General features: G+C 44.8%; 12 protein-coding genes. 4 read left to right on the forward strand and 8 right to left on the reverse strand.

Annotated features, from left to right (window positions below; translation table 11 throughout):
* Positions 1 to 11: 11 nt before the first annotated feature.
* The 6 genes from AC1EK4_RS06185 to pckA all read right to left on the reverse strand — a co-directional run bounded on the left by AC1EK4_RS06185 (position 12) and on the right by pckA (position 8,826).
* Positions 12 to 2,624, reverse strand: a complete 2,613-nt coding sequence (locus AC1EK4_RS06185) for a BamA/OMP85 family outer membrane protein (RefSeq protein WP_480357511.1) — start codon at positions 2,622 to 2,624, stop codon at positions 12 to 14.
* 49 nt (positions 2,625 to 2,673) lie between these two features.
* The gene (locus tag AC1EK4_RS06190; protein WP_480357429.1) at positions 2,674 to 3,408 is read right to left on the reverse strand and encodes an isoprenyl transferase; all 735 of its coding nucleotides are present in this window, start codon (positions 3,406 to 3,408) and stop codon (positions 2,674 to 2,676) included.
* 4 nt (positions 3,409 to 3,412) lie between these two features.
* Positions 3,413 to 4,090, reverse strand: a complete 678-nt coding sequence (porG, locus tag AC1EK4_RS06195; RefSeq protein WP_480357512.1) for a type IX secretion system protein PorG — start codon at positions 4,088 to 4,090, stop codon at positions 3,413 to 3,415.
* A gap of 59 nt (positions 4,091 to 4,149) precedes the next feature.
* Positions 4,150 to 5,583, reverse strand: coding sequence for a DUF6242 domain-containing protein (locus tag AC1EK4_RS06200; RefSeq protein WP_480357430.1), 1,434 nt, complete (start codon positions 5,581 to 5,583; stop codon positions 4,150 to 4,152).
* 449 nt (positions 5,584 to 6,032) lie between these two features.
* A complete protein-coding gene (gene dinB, locus AC1EK4_RS06205; RefSeq protein WP_036897759.1) occupies positions 6,033 to 7,148 on the reverse strand; it encodes a DNA polymerase IV in 1,116 nt (371 codons plus the stop codon).
* A gap of 64 nt (positions 7,149 to 7,212) precedes the next feature.
* Complete coding sequence (gene pckA, locus AC1EK4_RS06210; RefSeq protein WP_036897757.1) at positions 7,213 to 8,826, reverse strand: phosphoenolpyruvate carboxykinase (ATP); 1,614 nt, start codon at positions 8,824 to 8,826, stop codon at positions 7,213 to 7,215.
* Positions 8,827 to 9,072: 246 nt separating this feature from the next.
* Here pckA and upp point away from each other — a divergent pair, with 246 nt between their 5' ends.
* Both upp and AC1EK4_RS06220 read left to right on the forward strand, forming a co-directional pair.
* The gene (gene upp / locus AC1EK4_RS06215) at positions 9,073 to 9,732 is read left to right on the forward strand and encodes a uracil phosphoribosyltransferase (RefSeq protein ID WP_036897755.1); all 660 of its coding nucleotides are present in this window, start codon (positions 9,073 to 9,075) and stop codon (positions 9,730 to 9,732) included.
* Positions 9,733 to 9,938: 206 nt separating this feature from the next.
* Positions 9,939 to 10,214: an HU family DNA-binding protein gene (locus AC1EK4_RS06220; RefSeq protein WP_036897752.1), complete on the forward strand. Its 276-nt coding sequence runs from the start codon at positions 9,939 to 9,941 to the stop codon at positions 10,212 to 10,214.
* A 77-nt stretch (positions 10,215 to 10,291) separates the two neighbouring features.
* Here AC1EK4_RS06220 and xerA read toward each other — a convergent pair whose 3' ends face one another.
* Complete coding sequence (xerA, locus tag AC1EK4_RS06225; RefSeq protein ID WP_036897750.1) at positions 10,292 to 11,215, reverse strand: site-specific tyrosine recombinase/integron integrase; 924 nt, start codon at positions 11,213 to 11,215, stop codon at positions 10,292 to 10,294.
* Positions 11,216 to 11,828: 613 nt separating this feature from the next.
* On the opposite strand from xerA, the gene rnr reads away from it, so the two are divergent.
* Positions 11,829 to 14,024: a ribonuclease R gene (gene rnr, locus AC1EK4_RS06230; RefSeq protein ID WP_036897747.1), complete on the forward strand. Its 2,196-nt coding sequence runs from the start codon at positions 11,829 to 11,831 to the stop codon at positions 14,022 to 14,024.
* Positions 14,025 to 14,132: 108 nt separating this feature from the next.
* Positions 14,133 to 16,127, forward strand: coding sequence for a helix-hairpin-helix domain-containing protein (locus AC1EK4_RS06235; RefSeq protein WP_480357433.1), 1,995 nt, complete (start codon positions 14,133 to 14,135; stop codon positions 16,125 to 16,127).
* Here AC1EK4_RS06235 and AC1EK4_RS06240 read toward each other — a convergent pair.
* A complete protein-coding gene (locus tag AC1EK4_RS06240; protein WP_480357435.1) occupies positions 16,124 to 18,403 on the reverse strand; it encodes an inorganic phosphate transporter in 2,280 nt (759 codons plus the stop codon). The genes AC1EK4_RS06235 and AC1EK4_RS06240 overlap by 4 nt on opposite strands.
* Between the last annotated feature and the right edge of the window lie 405 nt (positions 18,404 to 18,808).

Consider the following 18,808-nt stretch of genomic DNA (forward strand, 5'->3'; position numbering starts at 1 on the left):
ATCATTTAATTCTAGAACTCTTGTCCTAAGATGAAGTGGAACTGGCTTCCACCCTTTGTTCCAAACACCTTATCAAATCCGTAAGCCCAGTCAATACCCATCAGACCAACCATAGGCAAGAAGAGGCGAACACCAACACCGGCACTACGCTTCATGTCGAATGGGTTGAAATTCTTCACAGATGTCCAAGCATTACCTGCTTCTACGAAGGTAAGACCGTAGATTGTAGTATTACCAAGGAGGAATGGATAGCGAAGTTCCAGCGAGAAACGGTCGTAAGCATAACCCTCACCTTGCGATGTGAGCGAGCCATTCTCATAACCACGCAATCCAATAGTCTCTTCCGCATAGCCGGTAGAATATCCACTCATACCGTCACCACCCATATAATAGGTCTCGAACGGACTCTTCTTATACTTGTTATAGCTACCTAAGATACCCATTTCTACACGGGTCATCAACACAAAACACTTCTGACCACCTGAAAGAGCCGTATAGGTCTTAGCCTTAAACTTCCACTTATGATACTCTATCCAGTGGAACTTCTCTTGTTGTTCTTGTGAGTAAGTGGCCGATTGTCTATCTGTTGCAAGGTTCTTATAGTCCTTACCATCCCATGCACTCCAAGGCGGAGTCAAAGTAACAGAGGCCATAAACTCAGAACCACGACGTGGGAAGAGTTGGTTATCGGTAGATACTCGACTCAACGAAAGGTTCAAGTTGATATTATTAGCAGAGCCATTCGTCATCAAGAAGTAATTCCAATTCTTCAAAATATAGCGCTGGTAAGACAACTGCATAGACAACATGAAATAGTCATCGGGCCAACGTAGACGTTTACCCCACCCTACACTGACACCTAACAACTTCACATACTTGTCTGGATCATAGTAGTTCTCATAGTTGTTATAATAGCTGTTACCCATACCATAGATGGAATTATAATAGTTGTTCATATATCCACTATTATAATAACTGCTTGATACGTCAGTCTGCTTACTGTAATAAGCACTCACAGAGAACTGAATGGGGCGCTTTCCACCCAACCAGTTGGTTGAATAACTGGCATTATACGATTGATAGTAAGTACCATTGGTCTGTGCACCCAATGACAATGTCTCACCATCACCGATAGGCATAATACCACGATGCTCTCTATTCTTATTGAATAAGTTGGCTATAGAGAAGTTATTCAACTTCAATCCAACTCGCCCAATGACACCCGTTTGTCCATAACCGAGTGAGAATTCAATCTGGTCATTACTCTTCTGAGCCAAGTTCCAGTTAATGTCTACCGTTCCATTCTCATAGTTTGGCTTCACATCCGGATTCACTTTTTCCGGGTCGAAGTGTCCCATAGAGCCCAATTCACGTGCTGAACGCTGCAAAGCTTCCTTAGAGAATAGGTCTCCGGGTTTGGTACGCAACTCACGACGAACTACATTTTCATATAAACGGTCGTTACCATTGATTCGCACATGATCGATATGAGCCTGCGGTCCTTCCACAATACGCATCTCCAAATCAATGGAGTCGCCAACAATATTAACCTCTGTAGGATTCAAATTGTAGAACAAATAACCATTATTCCAGTAGCTATTGCCCACAGCATCCTCATCTTCAGACAAGCGTTTGCTCAATTGCTTTTGGTTGTAAACATCCCCTTTCTGCATACCAAGCAACGCACTCAGATAGTCAGTAGAGTAAACAGTGTTACCAGCCCATGTGATATTGCGCAGATAATACTTCTGTCCTTCGTCTACCTTTATATATACATTGACATGTTTATCGTCATTATTCCATACGCTATCCTTCACAATAGTGGCATCACGATAACCCAGTTCGTTATATTTCTCAATAAGCTTCTTCTTGTCTTCAGCATAACGCTCTGGCGTAAACTTCTTTGCTTTCAAAAATCCACCAAGTGTTCCAGCCTCATGAATCTTCGAAAAAGCACCTTTCTTAAGGAATCCACCTTTTATCTTAGAGTCTGAAAGTTTCTCGTTTCCATCGATGATAATCCTACGAACCTTCATCTTCTCTTTCTTATCAACATTGACATCAAGAATCACTTGATTCTTGTTTGCCACGTCTTCGCGCTGATTTATCTCTATCTCCGCGTTCTTAAAGCCTTTATCATCAAAGTATTTCTTGGCCAATATCTTGGCACGGTCAATCATATTCGGTGTAATCTGCGACCCCTTCAATAAGCCGAGTTTCTGTTCCATATCCTCACGCTCACTCTTCTTCAAGCCAGAGTAATTGATGGTAGAAACACGAGGACGAGTCTTTAGATAGAAGTGCAAGTACACCTTACGACCAACGATAGAGTCGGCAGCCACCTTTACATCAGAGAAAAGACCATGTTTCCAGTAACGCTTCACAGCCTCTGTGATTTCGCTTCCCGGCACACTTATCTCTTGTCCAACGCTCAATCCGGAGATACCTGTCAGCATATAATCTTCATAGTTCTCCACTCCTGAGACATTGATACCCCCCAGAATACACGTACGAGGATTGCCTGCATACGAGATATCAGGATTTACTATTTTATCTTGCGCTTCTATACCGAGGCTGTATGTAAACACCGCCAAGGCTATCAACACCTTATTTATATAATTCATCATTCGGAAAATTTCTTTCGTCTTTATATTCTGTGGTGTATAGATATTCTTATTTTGAATTCTGTTCGTTTTCTACTTGCTCCTCTGTCTTACCGAATCTGCGCTGTCTACTCTGATAACTGAGAATGGCACGTCGTAGATCTTCTTCACCGAAATCGGGCCAATAGGTATCACAGAAATAGAGTTCAGAATAAGCAATCTGCCAAAGCAGATAATTAGAGATGCGCAATTCACCGCCAGTACGGATGAGTAATTCGGGATCAGGCATATCTTTCGTCTCCAAATGAGCAGTGACAAACGCCTCTGTCACATCTTCCGGTTTAACACCTTCGCTTATCATATCACGCAAAGCTTTTGTGATTTCCCAACGCGAAGAGTAACTCAAAGCCACCACCATGGTCATGGCATCATTATCAGAGGTATGACTTTCGGTCTCTCTCAGCTTTTCGTGTACCACCTCTGGAAGACGTTCTATATCGCCAATAACTTGGAATCTAACATTGTTCTTCATGAAAATTTCATCTTCCAACGAAGACAACACCAAGCCCATCAAGGCAGAAATCTCATCAGTAGGTCGATTCCAGTTTTCTGTAGAGAATGTATATAGCGTCAAATATTTCACACCTAGGCGCACACACTCTGATGTAATACGACGTACCGTATCCACCCCAGCCTGATGACCAAAGCTGCGTTCCTTGCCACGCTCTGCAGCCCAACGCCCGTTACCATCCATGATGATAGCCACGTGTTGCGGAATGCGATTCATATCTAATTGCTCTGTCATATCGTCAATAATCTTTATTACACGTCTTGCACTTCGGCATAAAACTATAAGCCAGTGTCAACATGCACGTCGAATAGCTATCAGTATTCTTAAACAAGCCGGAACTAGCTATCGCATAAGGGTCTTTCACCCCATCCAACATATCGCTCGTACCGAAATGCATCATCCATTCCAACCCCAAATTCAATCGGTCGGCCACCTTATATTTAAGACCTAGCCCTATCGGGAAATTGAAAGCAAAATCGTTACCATTACCCGACACGAACGTACCGCCAACACCTATACCCACATAGGGGGTCAATCTTTTGGCTCCACGGTAATCGCGCCCAGTGCCATACGACCAGAAATTATATTCATAAGTGAGGCCTATATCTACCAAAGAACGACTAAATTGATGGGGAATACTGGCATAAGCAGGATAATAGGTGTCTACATCGGCCGACGAACCTTTTAACTTTCCAAACATACCCGACAATCGTAAACCCATATAAGGATTCAAATTGCGTCGCAATATCACCGCCATCATCGGCCGTAAATCTTTCGTCAGATTTCCATTGAAATCACCAAGATAGCCATCAAGCCCTAATCCGGCACCGATTTCCATACGATACTCGTCATCATCTTGGGCATGTAGCGGTGTGACAGTAAAGACTAATAAGCATGCCAACAATCCTATTCGCACACTATTACCTACCTTTCTATTCACACCAAAGCCTTTATTCACGGGCAATGCTCTTATTTTTATTGAAAGATTGTATCTTCCTTCTTCCAAGCCAAGCCGGAGAGCAACCCCTTCCACACCTGTCCTGTACCGCCACAGATAATCCATAAGCGGTGTTGAGAGTCTGTCACCAACGCAAACGAGGTTTCGCTGGAAGAGAATCCCGTAGGCATTGTGACAACAGTATCCTTAGGCCAATGCAATCCACCGTCCTCACTTGTATACACTTGGGCAAAAGCCTTGCCCTTACTAGCTCCACGACCGGAACCTCCAATGGCTCTCATACCATTTCCATAGAGCACTGCCTGCAAATTAGTCAAGCGCTGTGCTTTATATCTATCCGAGCGGGCTATAGGATAATAAGTCCATGCCTGCGTCTTGCCACCGGCAGAGAGTTCCTCTACTTTACCCCATACCATCGCTGTAGAATCTTTCGAATAAGAATCCGCACGATTGCCAATAATCGTCAAATAATCGACAGCATCGCCTGCAGACCCATGTCGACAAACAAAGCTAACACCTTCTGTCGGTAATAACGCTGCATCATTATCCAACTTCTCAACAATCCAAGTGGCGCCTTTATCTACAGACGCAGCCAAAACACTGGTCGTTGTTAGCGCATAGAGTTTCTTGGTACCAGAACCCAATAATTGCTTGATTGTAGCTGCCGAAGCACCTTTCTGCCATGTCTTGAAATCAGACGATGTATAGATAGCACCATCGTTGAGCAGATAAGCCGTACCATCTTGAATGGCAATATTCTTATATGCCTCAGTAGACAATGCAATATTAGGTGTTACGGCAGACCATGTGGCGCCATCGCTTTCAGCTGTACGATACACCTCTACGCCTGCTCCCTTGTTTCCAACCACATAAACGAAGCCTCCAAGCGCATAACCGCGCATGGCTGTCAATGCGGCGATCTGAGGATTATTGGTTGCTGGATTGTTCCAAGAGAAAGAATCAGCCACTTCCTTATGCACATTCACGTCAATGAGATAAGAACGTGTAGCTGTCTCAGAACTGTTCACGGCAGACATCACACGGAATTCACGAGCCTGCTTAAAATTGATGGAATCCGAGGTATTGTAATAAAACAAACTGTCAGAATCATTATCTTTCAAGAGAATTACACCACCGTTCTTCGCAGCAATCGTACATATCACCTTACCCACATCGACACCTTTTGGCAACGAATCCGGGTTATAAATCCGATTATTGATTTGATCTATATAGAAAGAATAGCCACTACAATCTATCGTTGTAGTGTAAACGCTATCTTTTCCAGCAGAATTCTTAGTATGTATGGTTCTCTTTAATGTCCCAAGCTTGAAGGACGTAATGGCCGTTTCCCCATAGTAAGTTGTTTTCTCGTCATTATTGCCCAGACAAGAAGTAAGCAGACTTATTGCCGACAACAACAGCACTGCAGTGGATAATAACTTCCCCTTCATTCAAATTGAAAATATTATTTTAGCTGCAAATTTAAGTAGAAATCCTTAATTAGGCCAACTTTTATACTCTTTATTATGTAAAATAATGAATAAGTCCATTATTTTAAAGTTTGTTTAGTGTTTAATATCAAGAGATAAAATACAATCTTCGCTGTAACAATTATTTATAATTTACTAGTGTACATTCGTATGTCTCAGTGCAATAACACTGAGAATCGTTAAAAACAGCACGCCACCAAGCAACGATACCGTTTCCATATCCATGAATACTACTCCTATTTTAGACAACCAATCCACTGCCTTATCTAATTATTTTTTGCGTAATAATATCCTTTTACAAAAGAAGTCGCAAAGGTATAAGGCTCATTCTTCATCCTCGAATTTTTGTCTATATTTCTTCAACCTCAATCCATTTTCCTTGATTTACATCAATCTCGAAATCTACATACTCATCTTTTTTCATTCATCCACTCCGGAAATGGAATGTCAAGTTCTGTCCATTCTGCCTTTCCCATATCATCTTCCAAATGCGAATGCGACACCGACAGCCCCAACAAACGTATTTCATGATTTTCGGCTTCTATCTGTGCGATGAGCTGTTTGGCCACTGGTAGTATCTCATCTTTAGATATAAAAGGCTTCCGACGCGTCACACTGCGTGTTACCTGCGTAAAATCACTATACTTTGCCTTCAAGGTTAGGGTCGTTCCCCTAAAATTTTCCTTCGCAATACGGCCTACCAATTCTTCCGTCAAATGATAAAGTTCAATGACAAACGATGAATGTTGCGACAAATCCTTTAGAAAAGTACGTTCGCAGCCTAGTGATTTCCTGATGTAATGAGCTTCCACCGGACGGTCATCTACACCCCGCGTAAACTGGTAAAAGATGCCACCCATCTTTCCAAAATGGCGTATCAACATCTCTTGTGAACATTGTCGTAGTTGCAAACCTGTGAATATACCGAGACCATGCATCTTTTCAGCCGTCTTAGCTCCGACTCCCCAAAAGTCTTCCACAGGCAGACGCGACAAGAAATCGAGTGCACGACTGGGATGAATCACGGTCAATCCGTCGGGTTTTCGATAATCGGATGCTATCTTGGCCAGCAGTTTATTGTAAGAAACTCCGGCAGAAGCGGTCAAATGCAGTTCTTCTTTGATACGCCGACGTATCTCACGTGCGATGTCAACAGCGAACTCTACACCTATTTTATTATTAGAGACATCCAAGAAAGCTTCATCAAGCGAAAGGGGCTCTATGACGTCTGTGTAATCCTGCAAAATAGCATGAACCTTACTCGACACGGCACGATACTTCTCAAAGTTTACTGGTACAAGTATCAATTCAGGACATAGTCGTTTAGCCTTAGAAGTAGGCATGGCCGAATGTACGCCAAACTGGCGAGCCTCATAACTGGCCGTAGTCAACACACTGCGCTCACCATCAAATCCTACGGCAATAGGCTTCCCACGCAACGAGGGGTCGTCGCGTTGCTCCACAGAGGCATAGAAGGCATCCATGTCTACGTGGATGATTTTACGTAGGTTTCGGTCGGCAGTCATATTTACGGAAAGAGGCACTCTCCCTGTGCAGGAGAGCGCCTCTTTATAATCGTGAATTACGAAATTACAGCTGAGGACCAGCAGCAACCAAAGCCTTACCAGCCTCGTTGCCTTCGTACTTCTTGAAGTTCTTAATGAAACGAGCAGCCAAATCCTTAGCTTTCTCTTCCCACTGAGCTGCGTCAGCGTAAGTATCGCGAGGATCGAGGATACCGGTGTCAACACCTTCGAGCTGTGTAGGAACAGTGAAGTCGAAGAAAGGAATCTGCTTTGTAGGAGCCTCATTGATAGCACCACTCAAGATTCCATCGATGATACCACGTGTATCGCGGATAGAGATACGCTTGCCGGTACCGTTCCAACCTGTGTTAACGAGGTAAGCCTTAGCACCGTTCTTCTCCATCTTCTTAACCAACTCTTCAGCATACTTTGTAGGATGCAACTCCAAGAAAGCCTGACCGAAGCAAGCAGAGAATGTAGGAGTAGGCTCTGTGATACCACGCTCTGTACCTGCCAACTTAGCTGTGAAACCAGACAAGAAGTAGTACTGTGTCTGCTCAGGAGTCAAGATAGATACTGGAGGCAATACACCGAATGCATCTGCTGACAAGAAGATAACTTGCTTAGCTGCAGGAGCAGAAGATACAGGACGAACGATGTTATTGATGTGATTGATAGGATAAGATACACGAGTATTCTCGGTAGTGCTCTTATCTGCGAAGTCAATCTTACCGTTAGCGTCTACTGTTACGTTCTCCAACAATGCGTTACGACGGATAGCGTTGAAGATATCGGGTTCGCTTTCCTTATCAAGGTTGATAACCTTAGCGTAGCAACCACCTTCAAAGTTGAATACACCGTTGTCATCCCATCCGTGCTCGTCATCACCGATAAGGAGACGCTTCGGATCGGTAGACAATGTAGTCTTACCTGTACCAGACAGACCGAAGAAGATTGCTGTGTTCTCACCGTTCATATCTGTGTTAGCAGAGCAGTGCATAGAAGCCATACCCTTCAATGGCAAGAAGTAGTTCATCATAGAGAACATACCCTTCTTCATTTCACCACCGTACCATGTATTCAAAATAACCTGCTCCTTGCTTGTTACGTTGAAGACAACAGCAGTCTCTGAGTTCAGACCCAATTCCTTGTAGTTTTCAACCTTAGCCTTAGAAGCGTTATAAACGATGAAGTCTGGTTCCTGATCCAACTCTTCCTGATTTACAGGACGGATGAACATGTTTGTTACAAAGTGAGCCTGCCAAGCAACCTCAACAATGAAACGAACCTTCATGCGAGTATCCTTGTTAGCACCGCAGAAACCGTCTACAACGAACAGACGCTTGTTAGAAAGTTCTTTCTTAGCAAGTTCCTTTACCACAGCCCATGCTTCTTTTGTAGCAGGGTGGTTGTCGTTCTTGTACTCCTCAGATGTCCACCATACAGTGTCGTGAGAGTTTTCATCATCTACGATAAACTTATCCTTAGGAGAGCGACCAGTATAGATACCTGTCATCACGTTAACCGCGCCAAGCTCTGTTTCCTGACCTTTTTCAAAACCTACGAGACCTTCTTTTGTCTCTTCTTCGAACAATGTTTCGTAAGAAGGATTGTAAACAACTTCCGTTGTACCTGTAATACCGTACTTTTCAAGTACGCTCTTGTCAAACTTTGCCATTATATAAAATGTATTTTAAGTTGAAAAAAATATCTGCATTCAGATGTGGCAATTATCTTAAATACCGTGCGCAAAGATAACAAAAAAAACACCAATACAGCAATTTGCAGCCACAAAAAATCGTCAACCGCTTTTGCCGATTTGGTTAAAGATACTAAAATCCTTTGCCTACTGTTTACTTTTGCTATTCCGACGTGACATAATCGGGTGATTTTTCATAATTTTGCAAGCAAAAACACAAGCCTTATGGAAATTATTAACTTTTCAGACAAAAACAGTATCATCAACCAGTACATGGCCGAGATTCGCGATGTTGAATATCAGAAAAATCGTCTGCTCTTCCGCAACAACATCATGCGTATCGGAGAATTTGAAGCTTTTGAAATCTCCAAGACATTGAACTACGAGGCTAAAGACATTGCCACTCCCCTCGGCATTTCACGTATCAACGTCCCCACCGACAAGATCGTACTGGCCACTATATTCCGTGCAGGCTTGCCGTTCCACAATGGTTTCCTCAACATCTTCGACCATGCGGGCAATGCTTTCGTCAGTGCTTATCGCGAATATACCGACAGCGAGCACAAACAAGTGGGCATCCACGTAGAATATCTAGCAACTCCCAGCATCGACGAGAAGTGCCTTATCATCGCCGACCCGATGCTTGCCACCGGTGGTAGCATGGAATTGGGCTACAAAGCATTCCTCACCAAGGGTACACCGAAGCGCATTCATGTGGCTTGTGTCATAGCTACCCCCGAAGGCATTGAGCACATCCGCAACACATTCCCCGAAGACAAAACCACCATTTGGTGCGCAGCCATCGATCCGGGCTTGAACGAATATAAGTATATAGTACCCGGATTCGGTGATGCAGGCGACCTCTGCTACGGAGATAAACTGTAATTCGGCCTTTTCACAACAGTGGACTTTACAAGTAAAAAATAGGATAAAAGATTATCGAAAAGGCCTATTAACAGGCCTTTTTACACAATTTTTCAAAAAAAGCGAAATATTTTTCGCCTTTTTGTTTGATTTATGAAAGGTTTCTCCTATATTTGCCATGTATAAACGGAATATTTATAAATTATCATTTAATAAAAAACTGAATTATGAATAAGACAGAATTGATCGATCAGATTGCAGCTAAAGCTGGTTTGACAAAGGTTGATGCGAAGAAAGCATTGGAAGCTACTGTAGAAACTATCAAGGGTGCACTCGTTGCAGGTGATAAAATTCAGCTCGTAGGTTTTGGTACATTTAGTGTTAACGAGCGTCCTGCTCGTCAGGGTATCAACCCAGCTACCAAGCAGAACATTACTATCGCAGCTAAGAAAGTTGCTAAGTTCAAGGCTGGTGCTGAACTCGCTGATGCTGTAAACAAGTAATCTCAGCAGATTTCATCAAGAAATAAGAAGGGCAATCATCTTCATGATGGTTGCCCTTTTACTGTCTTATTCCTCTTTCATGACTCTTCATGATACTTCATATTGCGCGGATGATGATGCAAGATTTCCTCGCGTAGCGTGGTAGTATCGATATGGGTGTAAATCTCCGTAGTACCAATATCCTCATGCCCCAGCATGGCTTGGATGGCACGCAGGTCGGCTCCACCCTTTAAAAGTGCCGTGGCAAAACTATGACGAAGCGTATGTGGCGAGATGGTTTTCTTAATTCCGGCCTCATCGGCTTGCCGCTTGATCATGATAAGAATCATCGTTCGCGTAAGATGGGCGCCTCGTCGATTCAAGAACACATAGTCTTCTTCACCCGGTTTTATCGTCATCAGGTTGCGGTCGTAAAACCATAGCTGCAGTTCTTTGACGGCTTTACCCGATATGGGCACCAGTCTTTCCTTATTCCCTTTACCTAATACGCGCACATACCCTTCTTCCAAGTAGAGTTGCGACAACTTCAATGTGACGAGTTCCGATACACGCAGCCCACAAGAGAACAACACTTCGATGATAGCCTTGTTGCGTTGCCCTTCCAGTTTCGACAGGTCGATGCTGCCTTCCAGCATATCCACCTCTTCCGTAGACAACACTTCGGGCAGATGTTTACCTATCTGTGGTGACTCTAACAATTCCGTAGGGTCGGCATCTATATAATCGTCCAGCACCAAAAAACGATAGAAAGAACGGATACCGCTAAGGATTCGCGCCTGCGACTTGGCCGAAATGGCTCGGTCGTGCAGGAAAGCCGTGAAGTTTTCCAAATTCTCCAACTTCATTTCCGTCAATTGTAAATCCTCCGCCCGTGCATAGTCTATCAACCATTGAAGGTCGTGCTGATAAGCCGCGATGGTATTTCCCGAATACCCTCGCTCCAGTTTCAGATAGCGCACATACGCCTTTACAATATCCACAGCAACTTTTTTCCCTGCCATATTTCGGTCATTAAGTATCTATTTATTATATGCCGGAATGTAGAGACTGTATATACACTGCCTTACAAACCGTCTTTGGCTCAATACCAAACACACTTTCCGGCAACAAAGCCACTTACAAAGATAACAAAATATACGCGCAAAGAACCTTATTCGATGGTATAATTGATTCAGAAATATACCATTCCATATTCCTCACTATTCACCCTTAATCCACTGCAATGGCTTAGCAGCGATACTGCAAAGCCTAAACAACAATGCTGAAAGACCTAGGCAGCAGTGCTGCGGGGGCTTTGCAATTTGATGGTAGACGAGTTAACGAGTGGACAAGTAGACAAATTTAGAGTGAGAAGTGATGAGTTAGGAGTGAAAAGAGAAGAACAGTAGAGACGAAAAGTCTTCCATCTCACAAGCAAAATAAGCACAAATTATTAGCAAATCAATCATGGAAAGCGATGTACACATCGTCTTTGTAAAGCCAATATAGCAACCATCACTATACCAACCGATAATCCCGGTGTTTTCATCTTTTCATAATTAATTCATCGATATTACGATACCGTGTCGAAAATATTTTATAACTTTACCATCAGAACATAAAACTCATCACGATATGGGAAAAGGTAAAAAAGGCGGTAAACGCATGACAAAAAATCAACTATCGGAAAAGTTGATAGGTCTGTTTTCTTCTCAGCCTGAGAAGACATTAAGTTTTAAAGAGATATTTCGCATCCTGCGGTTGGATACCCACCCACTGAAGATGCTTGCTATAGATATTTTGGAGAGTTTGGCATGGGAAGATTATCTGACGCGTGTATCGGATAATTCATACAAACTCAATCTCAAAGGACAGGTTCAAGAGGGTACGTTCGTGCGCAAATCGAATGGTAAGAACTCGTTTATCCCCGATGACGGCTCGCTCCCCATCTTTGTTTCGGAGCGCAATTCCATGTCGGCACTCAACGGAGACCGCGTAAAAGTGTCTATCATGGCACGTCGGGCAAACCACATCAAAGAAGCACAGGTGATTGAAATCATCAGTCGTAAGAAAGATACCGTGGTGGGTAAACTGCGCGTAGAGAAAGATTTGGCTTTCCTCATAACGCAGGAAAACCTCTTCGTTCGAGATATTATCATCCCCAAACGCAAACTCAAAGGGGGCAAAACCAACGACAAAGCCATCGTTAAAATCAAACAGTGGCCCGACGCAGAACATAAGAATCTAGTGGGCGAAGTGATTGATGTGCTCGGCCAATCAGGCGATAACGACACGGAGATGAATACCATTCTCTCGCAATACGGCCTACCCTATAAGTATCCGAAAGCCGTGGAAGAGGCAGCAGAGAAGATTAGCGGCGAGATAACGGAGCAAGATGAACGAGAGCGGGAAGACTTCCGCGACGTATTCACATGCACCATTGACCCCAAGGATGCAAAGGATTTCGACGACGCACTAAGCATCAAAAAGCTAGACAAGGGGCTTTGGCAGGTAGGTGTACACATTGCCGACGTGTCTCACTACGTCACCGAAGGCTCCATTATCGATAAGGAAGCCTACAAGAGAGCGACTTCCGTGTATCTCGTAGACCGCACAATCCCCATGTTGCCGGAACGCCTGTGCAACTTCATCTGTTCGCTTCGACCCGATGAAGACAAGTTGGCTTACAGCGTTATCTTTAATATGGACGAGGAAGGCGACGTGAAAACGCATCGCGTAGTACACACCATCATCCGCAGCAATCGCCGCTACGCCTACGAAGAGGTGCAGGAATTGCTGGAAGCCAACGGCGTGGTCGACGGCACAGGGGAGCCTGCTCCGAAAGCACCTAAGGGAGGATACAAGGGCGAAAATGCCGACAATCTCATCATGTTAGACCGATTGGCCAAGAAGTTAAGGGCTGCCCGCTTCAAAAACGGAGCCGTGAAATTCGACCGAGAGGAGTTGCATTTCGACATCGACGAGAAGGGTACACCTACGAAATGTTACTTCAAACGCTCGCACGATGCCAACAAACTCATCGAAGAATTTATGTTATTAGCCAACAGGACGGTGGCCGAAAGCATCGGAAAGGTAAAGAAAGGAGCCAAAGCCAAGACGCTCCCCTATCGTATCCACGACAATCCCGACCCACAGAAGTTGGAGGTATTGCGCGAATTTATCGTAAAATTCGGCTATCGTCTCAAGAGTAGTAGCACCAAAGGAGCTGCTGCCCGCAGCCTAAACAAGCTCATGGACGAGGTAGAAAGCAAACCCGAAGGCAAGCTCATACAGACCGTTGCTCTACGCGCCATGATGAAAGCGAAGTACAGCGTGCACAATATCGGGCACTTCGGATTGGCATTCGACTACTACACACACTTCACTTCGCCTATCCGTCGTTATCCCGATACGATGGTACATCGCCTCTTGACGCGCTATGCCGAAGGCGGACGAAGTGCCAACGAGAAACATTATGAGGAGTTCTGCGAGCACTGTTCGGACATGGAACAGATAGCCCAGAATGCTGAGCGCGACTCCATCAAGTACAAGATGGTCGAATTTATGGCCGATAAGTTGGGTAATGTGTACGACGCACATATCAGTGGAATCACCAGTTACGGCATTTATGCCGAGATAGACGAGAACCATTGCGAGGGTATGGTGCCTATGCGCGACCTCGGTGACGACTTCTATGACTTCGATGAACGCAACTTCTGCCTCGTAGGACGGCGTCGTCACCATAAGTATCAACTCGGTGATGCCATCAAAATACAGGTAGCTAAGGCCAATATAGAGAAAAAACAATTGGACTTTACGTTAGCAGAATAACCTCATTGTAGACGAATGGATGCTCATAGATAATTCTAACTTGAATGCAGAAATAATCACCCATGCATATTTAGAACAGAATATTCACTATCTAATACCTTCATATCTATGTGGAAACAAGGCATTCTAATGGCATGCCTGTCTCTTCATTTCCTTACCGGACAGGCACAAATGGCCGATGATTGGAAGACTTATTACGATGAAATCGGCACCTTAGAAGATGTAGAAATGGGCTCGTGGGAAGAGGCTTACGACGTGTTGAACGAGTTGGCAACCCACAAAATAAACCTCAACACAGCTACTCAACAAGATTTAGAACGCATCCCATTCCTCTCGGCACAGCAGATTGAAGAGATAGTGGCGTATATTTACCAGTACGCACCATTGCAAAGCGTGGACGAACTGGCCATGATTGAATCACTGGATGCGCCCCGTCGCCGACTTCTCCAGTGCTTCGTAGAAGTCAAACCCATCGAGCAAACCAGCTTCCCAACCCTCCGTAATATCCTCAAATATGGTAAACACGAACTCGTAGGATATGCCCGCATCCCACTATACAAACGCAAAGGCGATGACAAAGGGTATCTAGGCGACCCTCTCAAACACTGGATGCGCTACACATTCAACTACGGTCAGTACTTCAAGGTAGGATTGATAGGCGCCAAAGATGCCGGTGAACCTTTCTTCAAAGGGCATAATAGCAGTGGCTACGACTTCTATTCGGCCTACGCTCTCGTTAGAACAAAGGGGTTACTCACTACTCTTGTCGTGGGCAGATACCGTCTGCGATTCGGCATGGGACTTGTAATGAACAACGATTTCAGCTTCGGTAAACTGGGAACTTTGGCTACATTAGGCCGCAACACCGATCATATCAGTGGCCATGCATCACGCCTTGAGGCTAATTATCTGCAAGGAACAGCCGTCAGACTGGCTCTTACAAAGCATACCTATGCGACAGCTTTCGCCTCATATCGCCCCATCGACGCTACCATGAACAAGGATAGCGTCACCATTGCCACTATTCTTGAAACCGGATATCATCGCACCCAGAGCGAGATGAACCGTCGTCGGAATGCCATGCAAGCCACTTTGGGCGCACGCTTGTATTGGAGTGATAAGGGATTCCACATGGGATTATCGGGTGTCTACACCTCTTTCAACCATCAACTGCGACCCGATACCGTCCAAACATATCGACGTTGGCGACCGCGCGGACGCCGTTTTTACAATTTAGGCATAGACTATGGTTATCAAAACCATCGACTCATGATTAGCGGAGAAACTGCTACAGGCGACTGTCATGCCCTTGCTACCCTCAATACCATAAGCTATCAGCTCCGCGATAACCTCACTCTTATCGCCTTGCAACGTTTCTATTCCTACCGTTATCATAATCTCTTTGCAACAAGTTTTAGCGAGACCGGCAACGTTCAAAACGAGAGTGGATACTACATCGGAGCCTCTTGGACACCCCTTAGAAACCTCAGTTTGATGTGGTATAGCGACTATGTTTCCATGCCATGGGCTCGCTATCGGGTTTCTAAATCATCTTACGCGTGGGACCATCTCGTGCAAGCCACCTATCTTTATCACTCTCTTAGCCTCAACGCCCGCTATCGTTGGCACCGCAAGCAATATGATAATGCGGACAAAACGAGGCTCATTCCCCAAACCGAACACCGTGCCCGACTATCAGCCACCTATACTTCCACCCATTGGAGGAATAGAATCCAGACCGATTTTACATATATAAAAAATCAGCAAACAGCCAAAGGTTGGATGCTGACAGATAACTTTAACTACCAATTAGGAGTCTTCAAGGCTGGCATACAAGTCGCTTGGTTCCACACCGACGGCTATATCAGCCGCGTATATACCTACGAACCGGGACTTCTCTACACCTTTTCTTTCCCTTCATTCTATGGACATGGCATGCGCTATGTAGCTCATGTGCAAGCCAATGTCACCTCTCGTCTACAGCTGATAGCCCAAGCCGGGCACACCAACTATTCCGATCGAGACCACATTTCTAGCGGATTGCAGCAGATAGACAGCCACTCACAGACCGATATCGACGTGCAAATGCGATGGAAATTCTAATCCATTTGCTCGTTTTGAGCGTAAGACGTGCCGGGCGCACCGATGAATTTGCGTGTCGCTCTCAACTGATGGCGCATCACACTTAGCAATTCCTGTGTCTCTTGGATAAGATTCAGGTAGACGATAGAGATTTGCAGATTCTTTGAATTCCTATCTTTCTGCATGCGGTCTATGTGCTTATGGCGCAACACGGAGAGTTCGTTCTTGCATCGGTCGGCCTCTTCCATCACGTCGCGATACCCATAATATCGACCCGTACTGATAAAACCGGCCGTTTGTTTCATCAGTTGATGAATGCTGTTCAATACAGGTTGGAACTCATCAATATAACTTTGGGGCAACGGATTGAAATTGTTGTCCACATGTTCCTTTACTGGTTCGAGCATACGCTTCAGACAATAGATGTATTGCTGTGCACTATTGATACCTAGATAGAACCACGTATTGCGCTCCAAAGCCAACTCCTGCGGCACCAGATGCATCACTAATATCTCCTTCTTTCGATACTTTTTCAACATTTCCTGTTCTTTCTTAAGTGCACTTTGACTACTCCTTAGCTCGCTCATCTTTTGTTTTGACAACCCATCAAAGATATGCGTGTACTGCTCCAAGGCAAAGTTGGTCATACCGGCTTGCATCCTACTCACATGTTTCACCAGTAAATCCCACACTATCTCCGGGTCTTTGCTGCGCATCATCAGCTTGAACAACTCGTCTTCCTTATTCTCTTTCTCGCTGTCGCTAAACTTCTTGCTGCTTCTAATAAGCAGATAGATGACCAATCCCATAAAGGCTATCATCGCACCGATGCTTCCATAGAACATCACAAGCGTCACCAACATACAGCCAAGGAAGGCCACTCCCGCCGTCACAAACCATCCGCCAATCACCGAAAGCATACCCGTGATACGGAACACAGCACTCTCCCGTCCCCATGCACGGTCGGCCAAAGACGAGCTCATAGCCACCATAAAGGTCACATAAGTGGTAGACAAGGGTAGCTTCAGATTGGTTCCGATGATGATAAGCAATGCCGCCAACACCAAATTTACCGATGCACGCACCTCGTCAAAGGCTACTCCGGGAGCCAACACCACACCTTGATTGTCAAATCTGCCATCTATCCATCGACGGACCGACTGCGGTATCACGCGTTCCACGTTCTCCGAATAGTTCTGTGTCAAGCGAGCTATGCTGCGAGCAGCACGTGATGTGCCGAACATCTCATCGCCCTCGTCCTGTCTCGAAAGGTCTACACTGGTCTTAATCACATTGCGTGCCTTTTTCGAGGTAACCATCGAAAATATCATGATGAACGCCGCTATTGCGAGATAGAGCATCGGAGTCTTTGCCGAACCCTGTAACGACGCCATCAAAAAACTGTCGTTGGCACCACCACCATGCATCATATAGTCTTGAAACGAACTGAGACCAGCCAACGGAACACCGATAAAGTTCACCAAGTCGTTGCCTGCAAAGGCCATGGCCAACGCGAATGTACCGGCCAAGATGATGAATTTGAAGATGTTGACCTTGCACAAATGCAATATCTCCATTACCACCATACTCCCCAGAAACACCACTATCAGAAGCGTATGAATATGGGTATCGATGAAAGTCACCACACGTTGGTCGATGAACCAAGCCCCTCCCAATCCTTTTGCAAACACGAAATACGACAATGCCGTAACGGCAATGCCACCAAAGATAGCCACCGTGTAACGCAGATTCTCTTGATATTTAAAGGTGAATATCAAACGCGAAACCCACTGAACAATGTAACCGAAGACAAAAGCGACAGCCACCGACACGAAGATAGCGATGATAACGGTCAGCGCTTTCTCGGTATTCAACAGGTCGAATATCTGCAATTCACTGCCATGTGCCATCTTCAAGATAGCCATAACAAACGTACCACCAAGCAATTCAAACACCATCGACACAGTGGTAGAGGTGGGCAAGCCCAGACTATTGAACATGTCGAGAATCACAACATCAGTCACCATCACGGCTAATAAGATGGTCATAACCTCGTGAAAGGTGAAGTTAGACGGATTCATGATGCCGTGTCGGGCAATATCCATCATGCCATTGCTCAACAAAGCACCTGCCAGCACACCCACCGAGGCTACTATCATGATGGTACGATAGCGAGCCACACGTGCACCGACGGCCGAATTGAGAAAGTTTACAGCATCGTTGCTGACACCCACCCATAAATCAAAGGATGCCAACAAAAACAGAAAGACAATAATAATCAGATAAATCAATTCCATAAGTCGATTTTATAATTTCTTGATGCAAAAGTAGTAGCCCCATGTTTCCAATTCTTTGCAACCTTATTACAATCATGTTACAAATGATAAATAGCACGGCAGAAAAGGCATATTCAGTTATTTTTCGATATATTTGCAACATCGTTGGGCTAACAACTTATTAAGTTGCCGACTCAATATAATCTTCCGCTCCTTGAGAGAAAGCCGAGGTGAGGTTATTGCAAGGCCACAGCAGCATCGCTGCAAAAGCCAGACAGCAATGCTGAAAAGGCGAGGCAGCAAAGTTGCAGAGGCTTTGCAGCCGAGTAATAGACAAGTAAACGGGTAGACAAGTAGAGCTGATTGAGGGGACAAACAAAAGAAATAAAAATGGCAAAGTGGCTAACAAGCCTCTCCTAACCGGTA

This window comes from Prevotella sp. C0026C3 (assembly GCF_056590795.1).

Bases quoted from the DNA above. Each gene is read 5' to 3' on its own strand.
- dinB (WP_036897759.1), bottom strand. From the start codon at position 7,148: ATGACTGCCGACCGAAACCTACGTAAAATCATCCACGTAGACATGGAT.
- AC1EK4_RS06200 (WP_480357430.1), bottom strand. From the start codon at position 5,583: ATGAAGGGGAAGTTATTATCCACTGCAGTGCTGTTGTTGTCGGCAATA.
- AC1EK4_RS06185 (WP_480357511.1), bottom strand. From the start codon at position 2,624: ATGAATTATATAAATAAGGTGTTGATAGCCTTGGCGGTGTTTACATAC.
- AC1EK4_RS06235 (WP_480357433.1), top strand. From the start codon at position 14,133: ATGTGGAAACAAGGCATTCTAATGGCATGCCTGTCTCTTCATTTCCTT.
- AC1EK4_RS06220 (WP_036897752.1), top strand. From the start codon at position 9,939: ATGAATAAGACAGAATTGATCGATCAGATTGCAGCTAAAGCTGGTTTG.
- xerA (WP_036897750.1), bottom strand. From the start codon at position 11,215: ATGGCAGGGAAAAAAGTTGCTGTGGATATTGTAAAGGCGTATGTGCGC.
- upp (WP_036897755.1), top strand. From the start codon at position 9,073: ATGGAAATTATTAACTTTTCAGACAAAAACAGTATCATCAACCAGTAC.
- pckA (WP_036897757.1), bottom strand. From the start codon at position 8,826: ATGGCAAAGTTTGACAAGAGCGTACTTGAAAAGTACGGTATTACAGGT.
- AC1EK4_RS06240 (WP_480357435.1), bottom strand. From the start codon at position 18,403: ATGGAATTGATTTATCTGATTATTATTGTCTTTCTGTTTTTGTTGGCA.
- AC1EK4_RS06190 (WP_480357429.1), bottom strand. From the start codon at position 3,408: ATGACAGAGCAATTAGATATGAATCGCATTCCGCAACACGTGGCTATC.
- rnr (WP_036897747.1), top strand. From the start codon at position 11,829: ATGGGAAAAGGTAAAAAAGGCGGTAAACGCATGACAAAAAATCAACTA.